Origin of the sequence: Xenorhabdus sp. PB61.4 (assembly GCF_963894935.1) — a bacterium.
GTDB classification, from domain to species: Bacteria; Pseudomonadota; Gammaproteobacteria; order Enterobacterales; family Enterobacteriaceae; genus Xenorhabdus; species Xenorhabdus stockiae.
The window spans coordinates 1-17,329 of sequence record NZ_CAWQJR010000035.1 but is presented as its reverse complement, the minus strand read 5'-3'; the positions used below and the strand labels follow the sequence as shown (position 1 = coordinate 17,329).

Sequence of the window (17,329 nt, the reverse complement as noted above, 5' to 3'; positions counted from 1 at the left end):
CCGTCAAATAAAAGCACACGCAACAGACCTGTGAGGCTATACACTTCGTCTTTCAAGTTGCCTCTTTGTTGGCTGCGCTCGTTCACCCCAGTCACATAGTTATCTATGCTCATGGGGATTTACTCCCTTGCCGCCGCGACGCATCTTGAAATCCATTGTGTATACCTGATTTCTGCCTTAATGATATGCCTTACAAAACTGTTGCGTTTGCACTGGCTTCCTAAAAAGTTAATCATTTCAGGAAGCCAGTCATCTCGTTTGAGAGAATATTCTACACTGAGAGATAAATTAATGCTTCGCTAATATATAAATATTAGTGAATTCCACCTATTCGGCTGAAACGTACCCATGGCCAGTCAGGCCACTCACCTTCTTGTTTATTGAAGCTGATCCAGATAGCAGTTGCACGTCCGACCAGATTCTTCTCCGGAACAAATCCCCAGAAACGGCTATCAGAGCTATTATCACGATTATCGCCCATCATGAAATACTCTCCTTTAGGTACAACCCAGGTGCCTACTGGTTGACCTTCCTGAACAAACTCCGGCTCACGTTGTGGCGGAAGCGTTAAAATATGGTGCGAAACATCACCCAACGTTTCAACCCGCTCCCCTTGACGCAATGTGCGAGGGCCTAATGTTTGCCCAACAGGAATCTGATGCACTTCATTAGTAATCGTACCGTCTTTCTTTATCTTTTCTGAGATAGTCCAGTCACTAAGATACACATCCCCATAAGTAATTGGGAGAATGTCTTTACAGTGCTGAGCGTAACCACAGCCGGGATAAATCTGAAGCTCTTTATCCCAATAGTTGTAAACAATCTTATCCCCGGGTAAGCCAATCACCCGTTTTACAAAATCTATACTTGGGTTGACGGGATATTTGAAAACAGCAATATCACCGCGTTTAGGCTCACCGGTTTTAATCAGGGTGGTTTGTGTGATCGGATCTTTCAAACCATAGGCAAATTTTTCTACTAAAATGAAGTCCCCGATCAACAGGGTAGGCATCATTGAACCGGAAGGGATCTGGAAAGGTTCATACACAAATGAACGCAGGATCCAGACAATGGCTAACACCGGAAAAACAGATGCAAATGTCTCAGCCCATGTAGGCTTGTTTATTTCTTTAATTGCAGCTTCCTGAGATTCGTTGCCCGCTGCCTGTTTCTGAGCCTGAGCCAGTTTTCTCTTACGCTCAGGGGCGAGTTTAAAGCGATCTATACACCAGATAATCCCGGTGATTAACGTTGCAAACGTTAAGATCAAGGCAAAAGTGTTAGCCATTTAGACTCCTTACGACCTTGTTAATTAATCTTTTCCGACATGCAGAATTGCTAAGAAGGCTTCCTGAGGCAGTTCAACGTTACCAACCTGCTTCATGCGTTTTTTACCTTCTTTCTGTTTCTGCAACAGCTTTTTCTTACGGCTGACATCACCGCCATAACATTTCGCCAGTACGTTTTTACGCAACTGCTTAACAGTAGAACGAGCGATAATGTGGGTACCAATGGCTGCCTGAATGGCAATATCAAATTGCTGGCGAGGGATTAATTCCTTCATTTTTTCCACCAGCTCTCGACCACGGTATTGCGAGTTATCACGGTGAGTGATCAACGCCAGAGCATCGACACGCTCACCGTTAATCAACACATCCACACGTACCATGTCAGAATGTTGGAAACGAACAAAATTATAGTCCAGCGACGCATAACCACGTGAGGTTGATTTCAGGCGGTCAAAGAAATCCAGCACTACTTCAGCCATTGGGATTTCGTATGTCAGCGCAACCTGATTACCGTGATAAACCATATTGGTCTGAACACCACGTTTTTCTATACAGAGTGTAATGACATTACCGAGATATTCCTGTGGCAACAGCATGTGACATTCTGCAATAGGTTCACGCAGTTCTTTAATATTGTTTAATGGCGGTAACTTGGATGGGCTATCCACATAAATGATTTCATCACTGGTGGTCTCAACTTCATAAACAACCGTTGGTGCAGTGGTGATCAAATCCAGATTATATTCACGCTCCAGACGCTCCTGAATGATCTCCATGTGCAGCAAGCCGAGGAAACCGCAACGGAAGCCAAAGCCCAAAGCAGTAGAGCTTTCTGGTTCATAGAACAAAGAGGCATCGTTCAGGCTCAGTTTGCCCAAAGCATCACGGAATGCTTCATAGTCGTCAGAGCTGACAGGGAACAATCCCGCATAAACCTGAGGTTTGACCTTTTTGAAACCCGGTAATGCTTTTTCTGCCGGATGACGCGCTGTGGTTAACGTATCGCCGACAGGTGCACCAAGGATATCTTTGATCGCACAGACCAACCAGCCCACTTCGCCGCAATTTAATACGTCACGGTCAATGCGCTTCGGTGTGAAAATACCTAAACGATCAGCGTTATATACCTGACCTGTGCTCATCACTTTGATTTTGTCGCCTTTACGCAGCGTACCATTCTTAACACGTACAAGTGAGACAACACCCAGATAATTATCGAACCATGAGTCGATAATCAATGCCTGTAATGGTGCTTCAGGATCACCTTCCGGTGCTGGAATTTCCCTCACCAGACGCTCAATGACATCCTGTACGCCCACACCGGTTTTTGCAGAACAACGAACGGCATCTGTTGCATCAATGCCGACGATATCTTCAATTTCTTCTGCTACGCGCTCTGGCTCTGCGGCTGGCAGGTCTATCTTGTTCAGAACCGGAACAACTTCCAGATCCATGTCAAGCGCGGTATAGCAGTTAGCCAGCGTCTGAGCTTCAACGCCCTGCCCTGCATCCACAACCAGCAGAGCACCTTCACAGGCAGCCAAAGAGCGGGAAACTTCATAGGAGAAGTCAACATGCCCCGGCGTGTCGATAAAGTTTAATTGATAAACGTTTCCGTCATGTGCCTTATAATCAAGGGTCACACTCTGCGCCTTAATAGTGATACCACGCTCACGTTCAAGATCCATTGAATCCAGTACTTGCGCTGCCATTTCGCGGTCTGACAACCCACCACAGATTTGAATAATCCGGTCAGATAGCGTGGACTTACCATGGTCAATGTGGGCGATAATGGAGAAATTTCTTATTTGCTTCATTATTAAATCTTTTTTGCCTTAATATTTCTGAATCATTCGCCTATGGACACACTGATGGACATAAAGCGACGTTTATTAGATACGGGTTTGGCCACTGGCCTGAAAAGCCGTATTCTACATGTCAACACAGTGAAAACCTAGTCATGCCTACGGTTTTCAACCTATACCCTTCATCTTTCAAGCCGCCTCTTTGTTGGCTACGCTCATTCACCCCAGTCACATAATTGTCTATGCTTCTGGGGATTCATTCTCTTGCTGCCGCGATGCAACTTGAAATCTATTGGGTATAACCCATACAGTATGACCAGAAAGTGAAAATATTCGTAATAAATCGTGAAAGCGATTATGGTAAAACAGATTATTCCTGATGTAGAACCTTAATCGTATCGGGAGGTAAACCAATTTGTAACACAACGGGTTGGTATGCCTGCTGATTATCCCAATATGCAGCAATTTTACGGGCAAAAGCAAAACCGGCCAGACCACCAGCAATACCACCTACACATACCCATAACTGCTCAGCAGTCCAGTATTGACTGAGCAACCCGCCTAAAAACAGACCTAATAGTGGGGTTAAATAAACTAGCATAGCGGAACGTAATAAACTACTTTCCTGAATACCAACTTCGACTTTTTGCCCCGGTTGAAGTGGTTGAGCAATCTCCAACTCCAGTTGGTGGATATTTTCCGGCCCCAATTTTTCCAGCAAATACGACCCACAGGCTGTTTTTGCCTGACAGCTGCCACACCCCGAAGAGGAGCCGTAACGCAATACCGCCCGGCCTTGCTGCCAACGGACAACCGTTGCCCATTCTTTAACCATCAGTTATCCCCCGTAAATGTGACACTTCCGGCAATCTGTTTAATTGTGGCGAAGGGTAATTCGCCAATAACAGAAATGCTGTGCCTGCCATTCGACACAGTATAAACTGTTCGTCGCCCCTGTCGATACAGTGGCTCATCAGCGGCTTTTGCGCCAGTATTTACCACATTTACAGAAAAACTGAATACCCCATCACTGTACATAATGGATTCCAATAATTCTGTCTTTGATAACCGACTCCGATTACGGGAAACTTCCCGAAAGCCTTCAGGCAGCTTACTAACCTTCCAGTTAAATGCCACTTTTTCAGTTTTTGGAATAACTAACATCGGTGGCAATTTCAAATCCACAATGGCGTTCAATTCCTGCTTGATATCGTCATTTACCCTTGAGGATATAACACGGAACTGTTCAACAACCACCATTTTTTCCTGATCAAATAACTCAATCAGCAAAGGCAGATAACTTTTCTTGTCTATCAATAAATTATAATTATAACGATCGTTATCTTTGGATGTTATACGCACGAAATAGACAGGACGATCGCCAACGTGAGTCGAGCCTGCATCAATGAAATTATAGAATTTCTGTATCTGAGAAAAATCAGCAAAAATGATCGGAGGCAGGTAGTCTACAATATGATCACCACGCAGGCTGAATGAATCCAAGCCTGATTCGTAATAGCTTATCTGATCACCACGCTGAATAATCTCACGGCGCGTGTTATCCATTTGAATAAGTTGTGCGATGGGCTGATTATCAATAATAACGTGACGATAACGCAGAGGAATAATAAACTGTTGGCTCAGGTTAATAAAAGCAAGTTCATAAGGCAAGGCCTGTACGGAATGCCCCATACCCTGTAACAAAGCCTCGGTGCTATTTTTTTGCTGAACCGAGGCTTTTGATAAATTCAGGAAGCTCCCGAATAATAAAATGAAAAAAACAGTATATTTCATTTTTATTACTTATTTGAGATTACAGGTCTTTGTTGTTCTCCCGAATGTATTGCGTTAACCTCTGGCAACCCTTGTTCATTTTCTGCATTAATACGCCGGAAAAGTTCGTACTGCTGCAACATTGCATCAATACGCTTATTACTTTCCCGTACCTGCGTACTCAAGTCGCCACCAAAAGCATCATGTTCAGCGGGAACCGATAACCCAACAGGTGAAGCAGAACCCATAACCGGTAATGTATTGAAGACCGGGTTATCAAGCTGAGAATCAGTGTCAGACCCATTATATTGCTGAACACCGATGATAACTGCCATTGACACACAAGCCGCAACACCAACCTGAGTTATCTGACTAGCCCAGGGCCGGGTCACTAACGGGCGGAGTTTATGCCAGAACGGCAATTTCTGCCACGTATCAGGTTTTGGCTGAGATTCCGGAATAGCTGCTGGATTGATATGGACAGGTTCTTTTTCAAGCGCCTGTGCCACTTGACTAGCGATATCCAAATGTAACACCTCACCTACATCACCACGTAATGTATCCCGGATGAGGTGATATCTTTCCCACTGTTTCTGCATTTCAGCATCTTCAGAGATTAAACGAACGATTTCACTATCAAGAGCTTCTCCATCCATTAACGCGGAAAGTTTCTCTCTTTGCATGCCAGTACCCTTCAATATTATTTTGTTCCACTACTACTGTTTCCACTGCTGCTGGTGCTTCCACTACTGCTTACTGCTGGATCAGGGGTTGAACTTTATTGTCGATGGCTTCCCTTGCACGAAAGATTCGCGAACGAACAGTACCCACAGGACAATCCATAATGACGGCTATTTCCTCATAGCTCAGGCCATCAAGTTCCCGAAGCGTAATGGCTATCCGCAAATCTTCTGGCAGTGATTCAATGGTACGAAATACCACTTTCTTTAATTCTTCTGACAACATTAAGTTCTCAGGGTTCGAAATTTCTTTTAATGAACTTGACGTATCGTAATTTTCTGCATCATTAGCATCCAAATCATTGGATGGTGGACGACGCCCCTGAGCTACCAAATAATTTTTCGCAGTATTAACGGCAATACGGTACAACCACGTATAAAAAGCACTATCACCCCGAAAAGAAGACAGTGCCCGATAAGTTTTAATAAATACCTCTTGTGCAACATCAGGAACATCGCCTTGAGGTACGTAACGGGCAATTAAGCTTGCCACTTTGTGCTGGTATCTGATTACCAGCAAATTAAACGCTTTTTGGTCGCCTTTTTGTACTCGCTCGACCAGCATTTGATCCGTTAACTGCTCGCTCATCCGAGGCTCACTCTCCTGAGGTAAAACTCCACATTTACACTTACATTACACCAGTCATGACACTTTGCTACTCGAACAAGCATCACCTTTGAGTGTTCATTACATGTGAAGTTCAACTTTGATTGTAATTTTGTGTTACAACCACCGATTATTCTGCATTGCACTTTTTATTTATAGTACAAATCATAGCCTCTATTCAGTGGCTCACTCGATTTTAGATTATGAAAAACAGAAAGATTTATCCCAATCTTTCGTAAAAAAATTTAAGGTTTTTATGAACGATAACCCTATCAATAATAAAGATAAAAATCTTTCACTAACTGCTGAAACTCGTTTGAATATGTGCCATCAGCAGCACGGATCATCAGTTCACTAACCTGTATTTCCTGCCTCTGCCGGGATAATCCCAACAATAAACGATGTAACGGCTTATCCAGCCTATCACGAATATTGAGTCTATATTGGGGAAACCAACCACATTCTATCGCCATTTTTTCGAAGATCTCGCCAATCCCATAAGGAAGCACCACACAAAATAACCCGTCCGGGGTAATCAATTGTTCAACACAGTCCAATAACCCTTGATGAGTCAGTGCTTCGGTATAACGCGCCTGATTACGCGCCTCATTACGACAGGCAACGGCAGGTTCGAAATAGGGAGGATTACTCACAATCAAGTCATACCGTATTTCGCTTCTCACAGCGAAATCATGAATATCCTGCCGGTATACCCTGATGCGTTCAGGCCACGGGGATTGATCGATATTTTCAATAGCCTGCATTGCTGCATCTTCGTCCAGCTCCACGGCATCAATAACTGTATCGTTTCCGGATCTCTGGGCTATCATCAGTGCAATCAGTCCACTACCACTCCCGATATCCAGACAGTTTTTTCTATTATCTACCGGTGCCCATGTCCCCAATAACACGCCATCAGTCCCGACTTTCATGGCACATTTATCATGCCCGACAAAAAATTGTTTGAATGTGAAACCACCGCGACGCAAAGCAGGTTTGTGTATTAACGTCATGAATTATATCTGTTGAAAACCAAAGTTCTTCATAGCATAAATCTTATGACCCGAGGATAAAAGCCACACGCACACCTGATACTTTTAACACTGGTGCATGTTATAGGGTGAAGAATGAGCCTAACCTGTTTATAATCATCGGCCCAAACAGAGGTATATGATGACTGCGACAAACTTTTCCGACTTCGAACTTGATGAATGCCTGCTTGATGCGTTAAATGATAAAGGCTATGAACGCCCGACCGCAATTCAGGCGGCAGCCATTCCTGCGGCCATGGACGGGCGGGATGTATTAGGTTCCGCACCAACGGGGACAGGCAAAACAGCTGCCTACCTGCTACCGGCTATACAGCATTTGCTGGATTTCCCACGTAAGAAATCAGGGCCACCACGTATTTTGATTTTAACACCAACCCGTGAACTGGCGATGCAGGTTGCAGAGCAGGCCAGAGAGATGGCTGCACATACTCATCTGGATATTGCCACGATTACTGGTGGTGTAGCCTACATGAATCATGCAGAAGTGTTCAGTGAGAATCAGGACATTGTCGTCGCAACTACAGGGCGTCTGCTGCAATATATCAAAGAAGAAAACTTTGACTGCCGCGCAGTAGAAACCCTCATCCTTGATGAAGCCGATCGCATGTTGGATATGGGTTTTGCCAATGATGTTGAGACGATTGCCGGAGAAACCCGCTGGCGTAAACAAACCATGCTATTTTCCGCAACGCTTGAAGGCGAAAGTATCCGTGATTTTGCGGTACGCCTGCTGACAGATCCTGTTGAGATCGATGCAGAACCTTCCCGTCGTGAGCGTAAGAAAATCCAGCAATTTTATTATCGTGCTGATAATCTGGCACACAAAACAGCCTTGTTATGCCATTTGCTGAAGCAAGAAGACGTTACAAAATCGATTGTTTTTGTACGTAAACGGGAGCGTGTTCGCGAATTGGTTGAATGGCTGCATCAGGCAGGTATTCAGTCCAGTTTCCTTGAAGGCGAAATGGTACAGGCTAAACGAACAGACGCTGTGAAGCGCCTGAATGATGGCCGAGTAAAGGTACTGGTTGCAACCGATGTTGCTTCCCGTGGGCTGGATATCGAAAATATCAGCCACGTTTTTAACTTTGATTTGCCACGCACAGCAGATGTTTACCTGCACAGGATTGGCCGGACTGCCCGCGCTGGCCGCAAAGGAACTGCAATTGCGCTGATTGAGTCCCATGACCATCCATTACTTGGAAAAATCAGTCGCTATCTTCAGGAACCACTGAAAGTGCGGGTTGTTGACGAACTTCGTCCACAAACCAAAGCACCAAGTGAGAATAAAAGCTATAAGCCATCCAAAAAAGTGCTGGCAAAGCGTAAAGAAAAGAAAAAAACAGAAGAATCGAAGAAGAATCGGGTGAAAGTGCGTCACCGTGACAGCAAAAACATCGGAAAGCGCCGCGCTCCTTCAGGAAACCCTAAACCAGAATTGCCAGAATCTACTGACAATTAACCTATCCTGTTATAAGCGGGCTATTTGCCCGCTTGTTATCGATATTGTTCTCAACGCATTAATTCTTAATTAAAAGACAAACAATTAAGCTGAATAATATTTTACCAATCTTTCCTTACTTAATTGCGGCTGTAAATTAGTATGCTGATAGGATTGGCTGAATAAAACACCCAGTTCATCATCACTCATATCTACCGCCCATGTTTGCAGTGATGATACTTTATTTGAAGCGATAATATTATCGTGGATATCGTTACCCGCAGCAGCCATTATCACACTTTCTTTCCCATATTCTTTATTATCTTCTTTCCCTTGCCAGGGCCTATGAATAACCATTAATTCCTGCACAGCTTCCAAAAAATGAGCCTTGAATGAATGTAACGCATAGCTATAGCGCACAATCGAATCGATGAAATTTTCCGGCTTGTATTCATATTCAAGAAGAATCTGGCTTCCCATCGGCTGAGGAATTGGTAATGCTTTTTGCAGATTATCTAACCAGTCATGTTCAACAATATAATTCCGGATTAATCCCTGCTCTGCCATTTCACGACCAGCTCCCGGTGACCATCCCATCCGTTTCAGTGTCCAGTCTGAAACACCGGCAGAATTAAAAGTAACCGCAGGCTTTCCTGTTGTCAGAGCAGCCATTGATGCCAGCCCTCCTCCCATTGAGTGCCCGGTAAAAATAACATTCTCACCAAATGCTTTTAATGCTGATTTTGCCAGATCTACCGCCTGATTATATTGTGCTTCATTGTATCCAAGCCCCTGACGAATACTCGCCATAAAATCCTTTATTTCGTTTGAGCCGGTAAATGACACAATATATAACCCCTTATTTCGATAAACCCCAGCCTGAAACCCTGTAGAACTATCATCCAAAGTATCAGGGTCAATACCCGCTTTAATTAGCTCTTCATCTGACATGCGTACATAGTCACCAATGCCAAAACTATTTCGGCGATAAACATCACGGGTGACCTGAGCCAGTGCATAATCAATAGATTTTGAATGTTTTCCTGCAATATCATTAGCTTTTAATTCAGGTGTATCCATAACTCGGTTTTGAGAAGCCATTATCAATGATTGATAGAGCGAATCAGCTTGTTTAGTATTTTCTGAACGGGAAGTTATTGCGGGAGAAAGTTGTTTATTTTTATCCAGAAATGTACTGCCAGCAGAGGTTGACTGAAGAGTTGCCTGATTTCGCTGTAAAGGGATAGCCCCTAACTTACTCAATAAACTGATATTTGTCGCCAAAGTCATAATATACTCCTACCGATTTAAGTTAGACATAACAGACTGACCTAAATCATCTATCGGCAGAATGATTAACATTTTTATATCAAATTTAATTTTTATTTAACAATCGAGCGTATTAACTTTTATATAATTAATGCATTTCAATTTGCATCAAAGTAGTAAGGAAGCACCTTCTGAAGCATACACAACTATAGTAGTTAGATGTGGATAAAGTGAGTCAATGCAGCAAACGAGAAGACTATTTAAAAGAGAGAGAGAGGTATAGGAACTTATTAGATGAAAGCTTTCCCTATGCTAAGGGAATCGGTAAGCTTAACCCTATCTGGTAATCTTTTATTTAAAACGGAACCCGCTATGTCCGCTCCCCTTACATGGCATGATGTCATCGGCAATGAAAAAGCACAGCCTTACTTTACTGATACATTGACGTATGTCGCCAACGAACGTAAAGCAGGTAAAACCATTTATCCGCCACAACAGGATGTTTTCAACGCTTTCCGCTATACCGAACTGGCTGATGTGAAAGTCGTGATCCTGGGACAAGACCCTTATCACGGCCCGAATCAGGCTCATGGCCTGGCTTTTTCAGTACAGCCGGGCATTCCCGCTCCACCTTCACTCGTTAATATGTACAAAGAACTGGAATCTGATATTGCAGGATTTCAGCGTCCCAATCACGGCTGCCTGCTTAGCTGGGCAAAACAAGGGGTTTTATTACTGAATACAGTGTTAACGGTTGAACGGGGTCATGCTCACTCTCATGCAAATCTGGGCTGGGAGACTTTCACAGATAAGGTCATTGCAGCGATCAATGAACACCGAAGTGGTGTTATTTTCCTGCTTTGGGGTGCTCATGCTCAGAAAAAAGGCCGTATTATTGATACCCAGCGCCATCATGTCCTGAAAGCGCCACATCCTTCTCCTTTATCAGCTCATCGCGGTTTTCTGGGGTGCAAGCACTTCTCGCAAGCTAATCACCTCCTTGAAGCCCAAGGATTGGCATCAATTGACTGGAACCCGGTACTTCCTGAATAATTATTTTATACCTACAAAAATGCCGCCTAAAACGGCGGCATTAAATAATGGAAACTGTATTTCTTATTTAGAAACAGCAACCATTGCAGGACGCAGCAGACGTCCATTCAGAGTATAACCTTTCTGCATAACCAACATTACATGATTTGGTTCATGCTGATCAGACTCCATCATAGTCATCGCCTGATGCACTTCCGGATTGAAAGGAACATTGATATCACCAACAACTTCAATACCAAATTTACCCACTGCATCAATAAATGATTTCAGGGTTAATTCAATACCTTCAATCATTGGAACCAAAGTCTCATTGGTCCGATCTGCTGCTTCCAGAGCACGTTCCAGATTATCAATTACTGGCAGAAGCTCATTAGAAAATCTTTCCAGTGCAAATTTATGTGCTTTTTCCACATCCTGCTCAGCGCGACGACGAATGTTGTCTACTTCAGCACGAGCACGCAGAATCGCATCACGTTCACGAGACTGAGCCTGTTTCAGCTCTTCTTCCAACTCGGCAACACGCGGGTCAACAATGCTTTCAGTCTCTGGCGTGTCTGCCTTTTCTGCATCCATTTGTTGCTCAAATACATTTTCTGTATTTTCTGAGACTTGCTCGTCAGGTACTTTTTGGTCTTTACTACTCATGAATATCTCCGCGTATTTTGTATTATATTCGCAACTCTCGCTTATTATGGGGATCAAAACGAGGGATTCAAGGGAACACATCATATTGTGAGGGCAAAACCATATGCTGCAGGAAATAACAGCAATGAATAATGAATTCAAATGCATCGGTATTGTCGGGCGTCCACGTCACCCTGAAGCACTGGCTACTCATGAAATGCTTTATCACTGGCTGGTATCTAAAGGTTATTGCGTCATTGTGGACAGACAAGTTGCAAAAGATATTAATTTAAAAGACGCTCAAACCGGAGGGTTAACTGAAATCGGCAAAACCGCCGATTTAGTGATCGTAGTTGGCGGTGACGGTAACATGCTGGGAGCCGCCAGAGTACTATCCCGTTATGATATTAAAGTTATTGGCATTAACCGCGGTAATTTAGGCTTTCTGACGGATTTAGATCCGGATAACGCCCTGCAACAGCTTTCTGAAGTTCTCAATGGAGAATATCGGGATGAAAAACGATTTCTACTGGAAGCACAGGTCACAAAAAAAGGCCAGAAACCGCGACGCAGTACAGCACTGAATGAAGTTGTCCTACATCCGGGCAAAGTCGCCCATATGATCGATTTTGAGGTTTATATTGATGAGCGTTTTGCCTTTTCGCAGCGTTCGGATGGCCTCATTATAGCGACCCCGACAGGCTCTACTGCCTATTCGCTGTCAGCCGGCGGGCCAATACTGACACCGAATCTGAATGCGATTGTATTAGTACCGATGTTTCCACATACACTCTCTGCCCGTCCTCTTGTGGTCAGCAGCGAAAGTAGCATTCGTCTAAAATTTTCCCAAAACAGCAATGATTACGAAGTCAGTTGTGACAGCCAAATTGTACTACCGATTCAGGATGGTGAAGAAGTTATCATTAAGCGTAGTGAATATAACCTCCATTTAATCCATCCGAAAGATTACAATTATTTCAATACACTGAGTACCAAGTTAGGCTGGTCAAAAAAAATGTTCTAAAAAAAAGATGTCCCCCTACTTTACTGTATAAAAAACCAGTTTATACTGTGCAAAAGAACAGACATGTTTTTATGCACAGGAACATGGACTTATATACAGAAACATAGTTTTAAGTATAGAAAAAGGTAGGAGAGGCACGATGTTAGCTCAATTGACCATCAGTAATTTTGCCATTGTTCGCGAACTTGAAATCGATTTTCGCTCAGGAATGACGACCATTACCGGAGAAACCGGAGCGGGTAAATCAATCGCAATTGATGCGCTGGGTTTATGTCTCGGTAATCGTGGAGAAGCGAATATGGTTCGAGCTGGTGCTCCCCGTACTGACATATGTGCCCGGTTTTCGCTGGCAGATACACCTTCTGCCCGTAAATGGCTAGAAACACACCAGCTCGATGGCAGTTTTGATGATGATAATGAGTGCCTGCTACGGCGTACTATTACCGCAGACGGGCGCTCCCGTGGTTTTATCAATGGTACCGCCGTCCCTCTTTCTCAGCTGCGTGAATTGGGTTCACATCTGATTCAGATCCATGGTCAACATGCCCATCAGCTGCTTTTAGAAAACCGCCATCAAAGACACTTGCTGGATACTTACGCCGGTGAATTCACACTAAAAAATGAAATGAAGCAGGCATATCAGCAATGGAGGCAAAGCTGTCAGGATCTTGCCCAATTCCAGCAGCAGGCTCTTGAGCGCCGTTCACGGCAACAGCTACTGGAATACCACCTGAAAGAACTGAATGAATTGGCACCTCAGGCTGGCGAATATCAGGAACAGGATAGCGAATATAAACGTCTGGCAAACTGCGGTCAGTTTTTGTCTGGCAGTCAGGATATCCTTCAGGTTTTAAGTGACAATGATGAACAAAATATCGTTAGCCTGCTAAATTACGCACGGAATGAACTGACCGAACTTGCCAGCATGGATCATAAACTCAGCGGGTTACTGAATATGCTGGAAGAAGCCTCTATTCAAATCAGTGAAGTGAGTGATGAGCTACGTCATTATAGCGATCAACTGGAATTAGACCCTAATCGCCTGTTTGAGCTGGAACAAAAAATCTCACAGCAAATCAGTATCGCCCGTAAACATTATGTTTCTCCCGAAGAGCTACCCGCCTTACATCAACAACTGTTGGAAGAACAGCACCAGCTTTCACAGCAGGAAGATGATTGTGCTCACCTCAGTGAACTCGTCAGCGTACACTATCAACAAGCGCTCAGCGTTGCTGAAAAGCTCCACCAAATTCGCCAGCAATACGCCCTCGAATTAAGTCAGCTTATCACTAACAGCATGCATCAACTTTCTATGCCTCATGGCCGATTCACCATTGATGTTATTTTCGAGCCTGAGCATTTAAATCTTGATGGCGCCAGTAAGGTAGAATTTAATGTCACAACTAACCCCGGGCAGCCTCACCAATCACTGGCAAAAGTGGCTTCAGGTGGTGAGCTTTCCCGCATTGCTCTTGCTATTCAGGTGATAACTGCCAAAAAAATGGAAACGCCTGCACTAATCTTTGACGAAGTTGATGTTGGTATCAGTGGCCCGACAGCAATGATCGTGGGGAGGCTTCTCCGGGAATTGGGCGAATCAACGCAGGTTATGTGTGTTACGCATTTACCGCAGGTTGCAGGATGTGGTCATCAGCATTTTTACGTCAGTAAACAGACTGATGGAGAAGAAACAGAAACCCAAATGCAGCTGTTAGATAGAAAAGCTCGGTTGCAGGAGCTTGCCCGACTTCTCGCAGGCAGTGAAGTGACAAAAAATACGCTGGCTAACGCAAAGGAACTCTTAGCCGCATAACTTACTACAACTTTTTTGTATAATTGAAGTCATATATCTTACCGATTTCAAAATTAAAGCTATAGGCAAATAGCATAGAGGTTTTCAAACTCTATAATGTTTATTATCATCGACAGCCTAACTCCTAAAGGAATGTGATTACTATGCGCTGTAAATTGTTGACTGCCGCAACTATATCTCTAGTTATGCTGACTGCGGGTTGCTCTATGTTTGAGCGAGTTATTTATCGTCCTGATATAAATCAGGGGAATTACCTGACACCGGATGCAGTATCAAAAATCCATAAAGGGATGACTCAACAGCAGGTTACTTACACTTTGGGAACACCTATGCTGACAGACCCATTTGGTAGCCAGACATGGTATTATATATTCCGTCAGCAACCCGGGCACGAGAAAGTAAAACAAGAAACACTGACACTCACATTTGATAGTAATGGTGTTTTAACCGATATCAAAAATGAGAAATCTTTGCCGAAAAATGGGTAAGGTTCGAGATTTTATTTACTCGCCAGTGAATTAATTTCTGGCGAGTAAATATCAAGCAGATATCTACTGAGTACTATTTTTTGCACGTTCTGCGCGTTTACGACGCATTTCTTTCGGATCAGCAATAAGAGGACGGTAAATTTCAACACGATCCCCTTCTTCCAAAGTATCTGCCAATTTAGCCGGACGGCTATAAATGCCGATTTTATTCTTAGCCAAATCAATGTCGCTACGTAACTCTAAAAGCCCCGATGCCATAATTGCCTGTTCGACAGTGGCTCCCTGAGGCAATTTAACATTACGCAGATATTGCCGTTCTGGTAAAGCATAAATGACTTCAATATTGATTTCAGACACTATAAACCTCTCGCGCACGTTGGGTAAAAGCATGAACCATATTACCGGCCAGTTCCTTAAATACTTTACCAAAAGCGAGCTCAATCAACTTATTAGTGAATTCAAAATCGAGATGTAATTCAACCTTACAGGCATCTTCGCTAAGTGGAATGAAGTGCCATCCACCCATGAGTTTGCGGAAGGGGCCATCAACCAATTGCATACTGATGCTTTGGTTGTCAGATAACGTATTCCGCGTTATAAACGTCTTACTGATCCCAGCTTTGGAGACATCAACAGAAGCCGTCATTTCATTACCATGACTACTTATAACGCGGCTGCCGACACATCCCGGCAAAAAATCCGGGTAAGATTTCACATCATTGACCAATTTATACATTTGTTCCACGCTGTATGGAACTAACGCAGAGCGATTAATCTGTGGCATATCATTTCCTGTAAAACATAACAGCGCCGAATAATATCACTTTAATGTGGTTAAATAAAAACCTGATGATCTTTAGCGCAATAAATGTGCAGTTATCACTAAATATCATACAGAAGAGATTTCTTTCATTAGCGCTTACAGTATAATACAACGCATTATGACAAAGAAAAAAGCACACAAACCCGGTTCGGCAACAATTGCCATGAATAAGCGAGCTCGCCACGAATTCTTTATTGAAGAAGAATTCGAAGCTGGCTTATCGCTACAAGGTTGGGAAGTCAAATCACTGCGCGCTGGCAAGGCAAACATCAGTGAAAGTTACGTTTTGCTTAAAAATGGTGATGCTTATCTTTTTGGTGCCACAATTACACCATTAAATGTCGCCTCTTCCCATGTGGTCTGTGATCCTACACGGTCACGTAAACTGTTACTTAACAAACGCGAACTTGATTCCCTATACGGCCGCATCAATCGTGAAGGTTATACTATCGTCGCCCTTTCCCTTTATTGGAAAAACGCTTGGTGTAAAATCAAAATCGGCGTTGCCAAAGGTAAAAAAGCGCACGATAAACGTTCAGATATTAAAGAACGTGAGTGGAAATTAGACAAAGCGCGAATTATGAAGAATGCTGGGCGTTAATCACTAGCATTACTGCTCAATATTCTGATATACTTGCTTTTAACATACTTGGGGCTGATTCTGGATTCGACGGGATTCGCGAAACCCAAGGTGCATGCCGAGGGGCGGTTGGCCTCGTAAAAAGCCGCAAAACAATAGTCGCAAACGACGAAAACTACGCACTGGCAGCTTAATAACCTGCGCAGAGCCCTCTCTCCCTAGCCTCCGCTCTTAGGACGGGGATCAAGAGAGGTCAAACCCAAAAGAGATCGCGTGGATGCCTTGCCTGGGGTTGAAGCGTTAAACCTAATCAGGCTAGTTTGTTAGTGGCGTGTCTGTCCGCAGCTGGCAAGCGAATGTAAAGATTAGACTAAGCATGTAGTACCGAGGATGTAGGAATTTCGGACGCGGGTTCAACTCCCGCCAGCTCCACCAAATTTGTATTCGGAAATCATCGGAATACACCGAAAGTAAAAGAAAAAGCCCTAAATCATAATGAGTTAGGGCTTTTTTATTGCCCGTTAGTATTCGTTTAGTATCGTTATAACTCGATAGTTTTGGTAGTATGTTTGGTAGTAAGTCGGCTACACTACAAAAACACTTACTACCAAAACGTAAATACCCAAGTGTCCAAGAGAAACTCATATATATAGTTAACCCCAATTCCGCTTAAGCTATTGCTGAAATATCTTCTTCTGAGTAGAAAATTTTCAGTGATGGCTTTTTCTCTTTAAGGCAGTAAGCAACCAATCCCGTTAAAATCGTTAACAAAAAACCGGTTATACTTCGGTGACGAGAATGTTCTAATTGAGAGCCGTTTTTTAATTGTCCATTAATCGGTTGAGTAGGCCGCGGGAACTGCCCCCGCAGCCTCTCGCAGAACGGTACGTGAGCCTCTCGACTCATACCGCTCCCATCAGGCAAACACACCTGTCATTCCTGCCCGCC

Annotated in this window: 17 protein-coding genes, 1 other RNA gene and 1 pseudogene; 7 read left to right on the top strand and 12 right to left on the bottom strand. The window is 43.6% G+C overall.

Annotated elements, in window-relative coordinates; genetic code table 11:
- Positions 1–313: 313 nt before the first annotated feature.
- The 7 genes from lepB to trmN all read right to left on the bottom strand — a co-directional run bounded on the left by lepB (position 314) and on the right by trmN (position 7,227).
- A complete protein-coding gene (gene lepB, locus AACX68_RS03110) occupies positions 314–1,288 on the bottom strand; it encodes a signal peptidase I (protein WP_228858358.1) in 975 nt (324 codons plus the stop codon).
- Between the two features lie 24 nt (positions 1,289–1,312).
- The gene (gene lepA, locus AACX68_RS03105; protein ID WP_228858357.1) at positions 1,313–3,106 is read right to left on the bottom strand and encodes a translation elongation factor 4; all 1,794 of its coding nucleotides are present in this window, start codon (positions 3,104–3,106) and stop codon (positions 1,313–1,315) included.
- A 358-nt stretch (positions 3,107–3,464) separates the two neighbouring features.
- A complete protein-coding gene (rseC, locus tag AACX68_RS03100; protein ID WP_228858356.1) occupies positions 3,465–3,929 on the bottom strand; it encodes a SoxR-reducing system protein RseC in 465 nt (154 codons plus the stop codon).
- Complete coding sequence (gene rseB, locus AACX68_RS03095; protein WP_228858355.1) at positions 3,929–4,888, bottom strand: sigma-E factor regulatory protein RseB; 960 nt, start codon at positions 4,886–4,888, stop codon at positions 3,929–3,931. The genes rseC and rseB overlap by 1 nt, the downstream gene beginning before the upstream one ends.
- A gap of 5 nt (positions 4,889–4,893) precedes the next feature.
- Complete coding sequence (rseA, locus tag AACX68_RS03090) at positions 4,894–5,550, bottom strand: anti-sigma-E factor RseA (RefSeq protein WP_228858354.1); 657 nt, start codon at positions 5,548–5,550, stop codon at positions 4,894–4,896.
- Positions 5,551–5,620: 70 nt separating this feature from the next.
- Positions 5,621–6,196 (bottom strand): RNA polymerase sigma factor RpoE, encoded by a 576-nt coding sequence (gene rpoE / locus AACX68_RS03085; RefSeq protein ID WP_099110645.1) that lies wholly within the window; start codon positions 6,194–6,196, stop codon positions 5,621–5,623.
- 290 nt (positions 6,197–6,486) lie between these two features.
- Positions 6,487–7,227 (bottom strand): tRNA(1)(Val) (adenine(37)-N(6))-methyltransferase TrmN, encoded by a 741-nt coding sequence (gene trmN, locus AACX68_RS03080; RefSeq protein ID WP_228858353.1) that lies wholly within the window; start codon positions 7,225–7,227, stop codon positions 6,487–6,489.
- A gap of 160 nt (positions 7,228–7,387) precedes the next feature.
- On the opposite strand from trmN, the gene srmB reads away from it, so the two are divergent.
- Positions 7,388–8,728: an ATP-dependent RNA helicase SrmB gene (srmB, locus tag AACX68_RS03075; RefSeq protein ID WP_228858352.1), complete on the top strand. Its 1,341-nt coding sequence runs from the start codon at positions 7,388–7,390 to the stop codon at positions 8,726–8,728.
- Between the two features lie 84 nt (positions 8,729–8,812).
- Here the strand turns inward: srmB and AACX68_RS03070 are convergent, their stop codons facing one another.
- Positions 8,813–9,997: an alpha/beta hydrolase gene (locus tag AACX68_RS03070; RefSeq protein ID WP_228858351.1), complete on the bottom strand. Its 1,185-nt coding sequence runs from the start codon at positions 9,995–9,997 to the stop codon at positions 8,813–8,815.
- 351 nt (positions 9,998–10,348) lie between these two features.
- Here AACX68_RS03070 and ung point away from each other — a divergent pair, with 351 nt between their 5' ends.
- Positions 10,349–11,029: a uracil-DNA glycosylase gene (gene ung, locus AACX68_RS03065; RefSeq protein ID WP_228858350.1), complete on the top strand. Its 681-nt coding sequence runs from the start codon at positions 10,349–10,351 to the stop codon at positions 11,027–11,029.
- A 63-nt stretch (positions 11,030–11,092) separates the two neighbouring features.
- Here the strand turns inward: ung and grpE are convergent, their stop codons facing one another.
- Positions 11,093–11,674, bottom strand: coding sequence for a nucleotide exchange factor GrpE (grpE, locus tag AACX68_RS03060; RefSeq protein WP_228858349.1), 582 nt, complete (start codon positions 11,672–11,674; stop codon positions 11,093–11,095).
- A gap of 124 nt (positions 11,675–11,798) precedes the next feature.
- On the opposite strand from grpE, the gene nadK reads away from it, so the two are divergent.
- The 3 genes from nadK (at position 11,799) to bamE (ending at position 14,978) form a co-directional block, all read left to right on the top strand.
- Positions 11,799–12,677, top strand: coding sequence for an NAD(+) kinase (gene nadK / locus AACX68_RS03055; protein ID WP_228858348.1), 879 nt, complete (start codon positions 11,799–11,801; stop codon positions 12,675–12,677).
- Positions 12,678–12,816: 139 nt separating this feature from the next.
- Complete coding sequence (gene recN, locus AACX68_RS03050; protein ID WP_228858347.1) at positions 12,817–14,490, top strand: DNA repair protein RecN; 1,674 nt, start codon at positions 12,817–12,819, stop codon at positions 14,488–14,490.
- 143 nt (positions 14,491–14,633) lie between these two features.
- A complete protein-coding gene (gene bamE / locus AACX68_RS03045) occupies positions 14,634–14,978 on the top strand; it encodes an outer membrane protein assembly factor BamE (RefSeq protein ID WP_099111872.1) in 345 nt (114 codons plus the stop codon).
- Positions 14,979–15,041: 63 nt separating this feature from the next.
- Here bamE and AACX68_RS03040 read toward each other — a convergent pair whose 3' ends face one another.
- A complete protein-coding gene (locus AACX68_RS03040; RefSeq protein WP_099111871.1) occupies positions 15,042–15,335 on the bottom strand; it encodes an RnfH family protein in 294 nt (97 codons plus the stop codon).
- Complete coding sequence (locus AACX68_RS03035) at positions 15,328–15,762, bottom strand: type II toxin-antitoxin system RatA family toxin (RefSeq protein ID WP_228858346.1); 435 nt, start codon at positions 15,760–15,762, stop codon at positions 15,328–15,330. Before AACX68_RS03035 ends, AACX68_RS03040 begins: the two co-directional genes overlap by 8 nt.
- A gap of 157 nt (positions 15,763–15,919) precedes the next feature.
- On the opposite strand from AACX68_RS03035, the gene smpB reads away from it, so the two are divergent.
- Both smpB and ssrA read left to right on the top strand, forming a co-directional pair.
- Entirely contained in the window at positions 15,920–16,402 is a 483-nt protein-coding gene (gene smpB / locus AACX68_RS03030) for an SsrA-binding protein SmpB (RefSeq protein ID WP_099111869.1), read from the top strand.
- Between the two features lie 50 nt (positions 16,403–16,452).
- Positions 16,453–16,816: a transfer-messenger RNA gene (ssrA, locus tag AACX68_RS03025) on the top strand.
- A gap of 234 nt (positions 16,817–17,050) precedes the next feature.
- Here ssrA and AACX68_RS03020 read toward each other — a convergent pair.
- Positions 17,051–17,224 (bottom strand): annotated as a pseudogene (locus AACX68_RS03020) (IS982 family transposase); the annotation flags it as partial.
- Positions 17,225–17,329 lie beyond the last annotated feature (105 nt).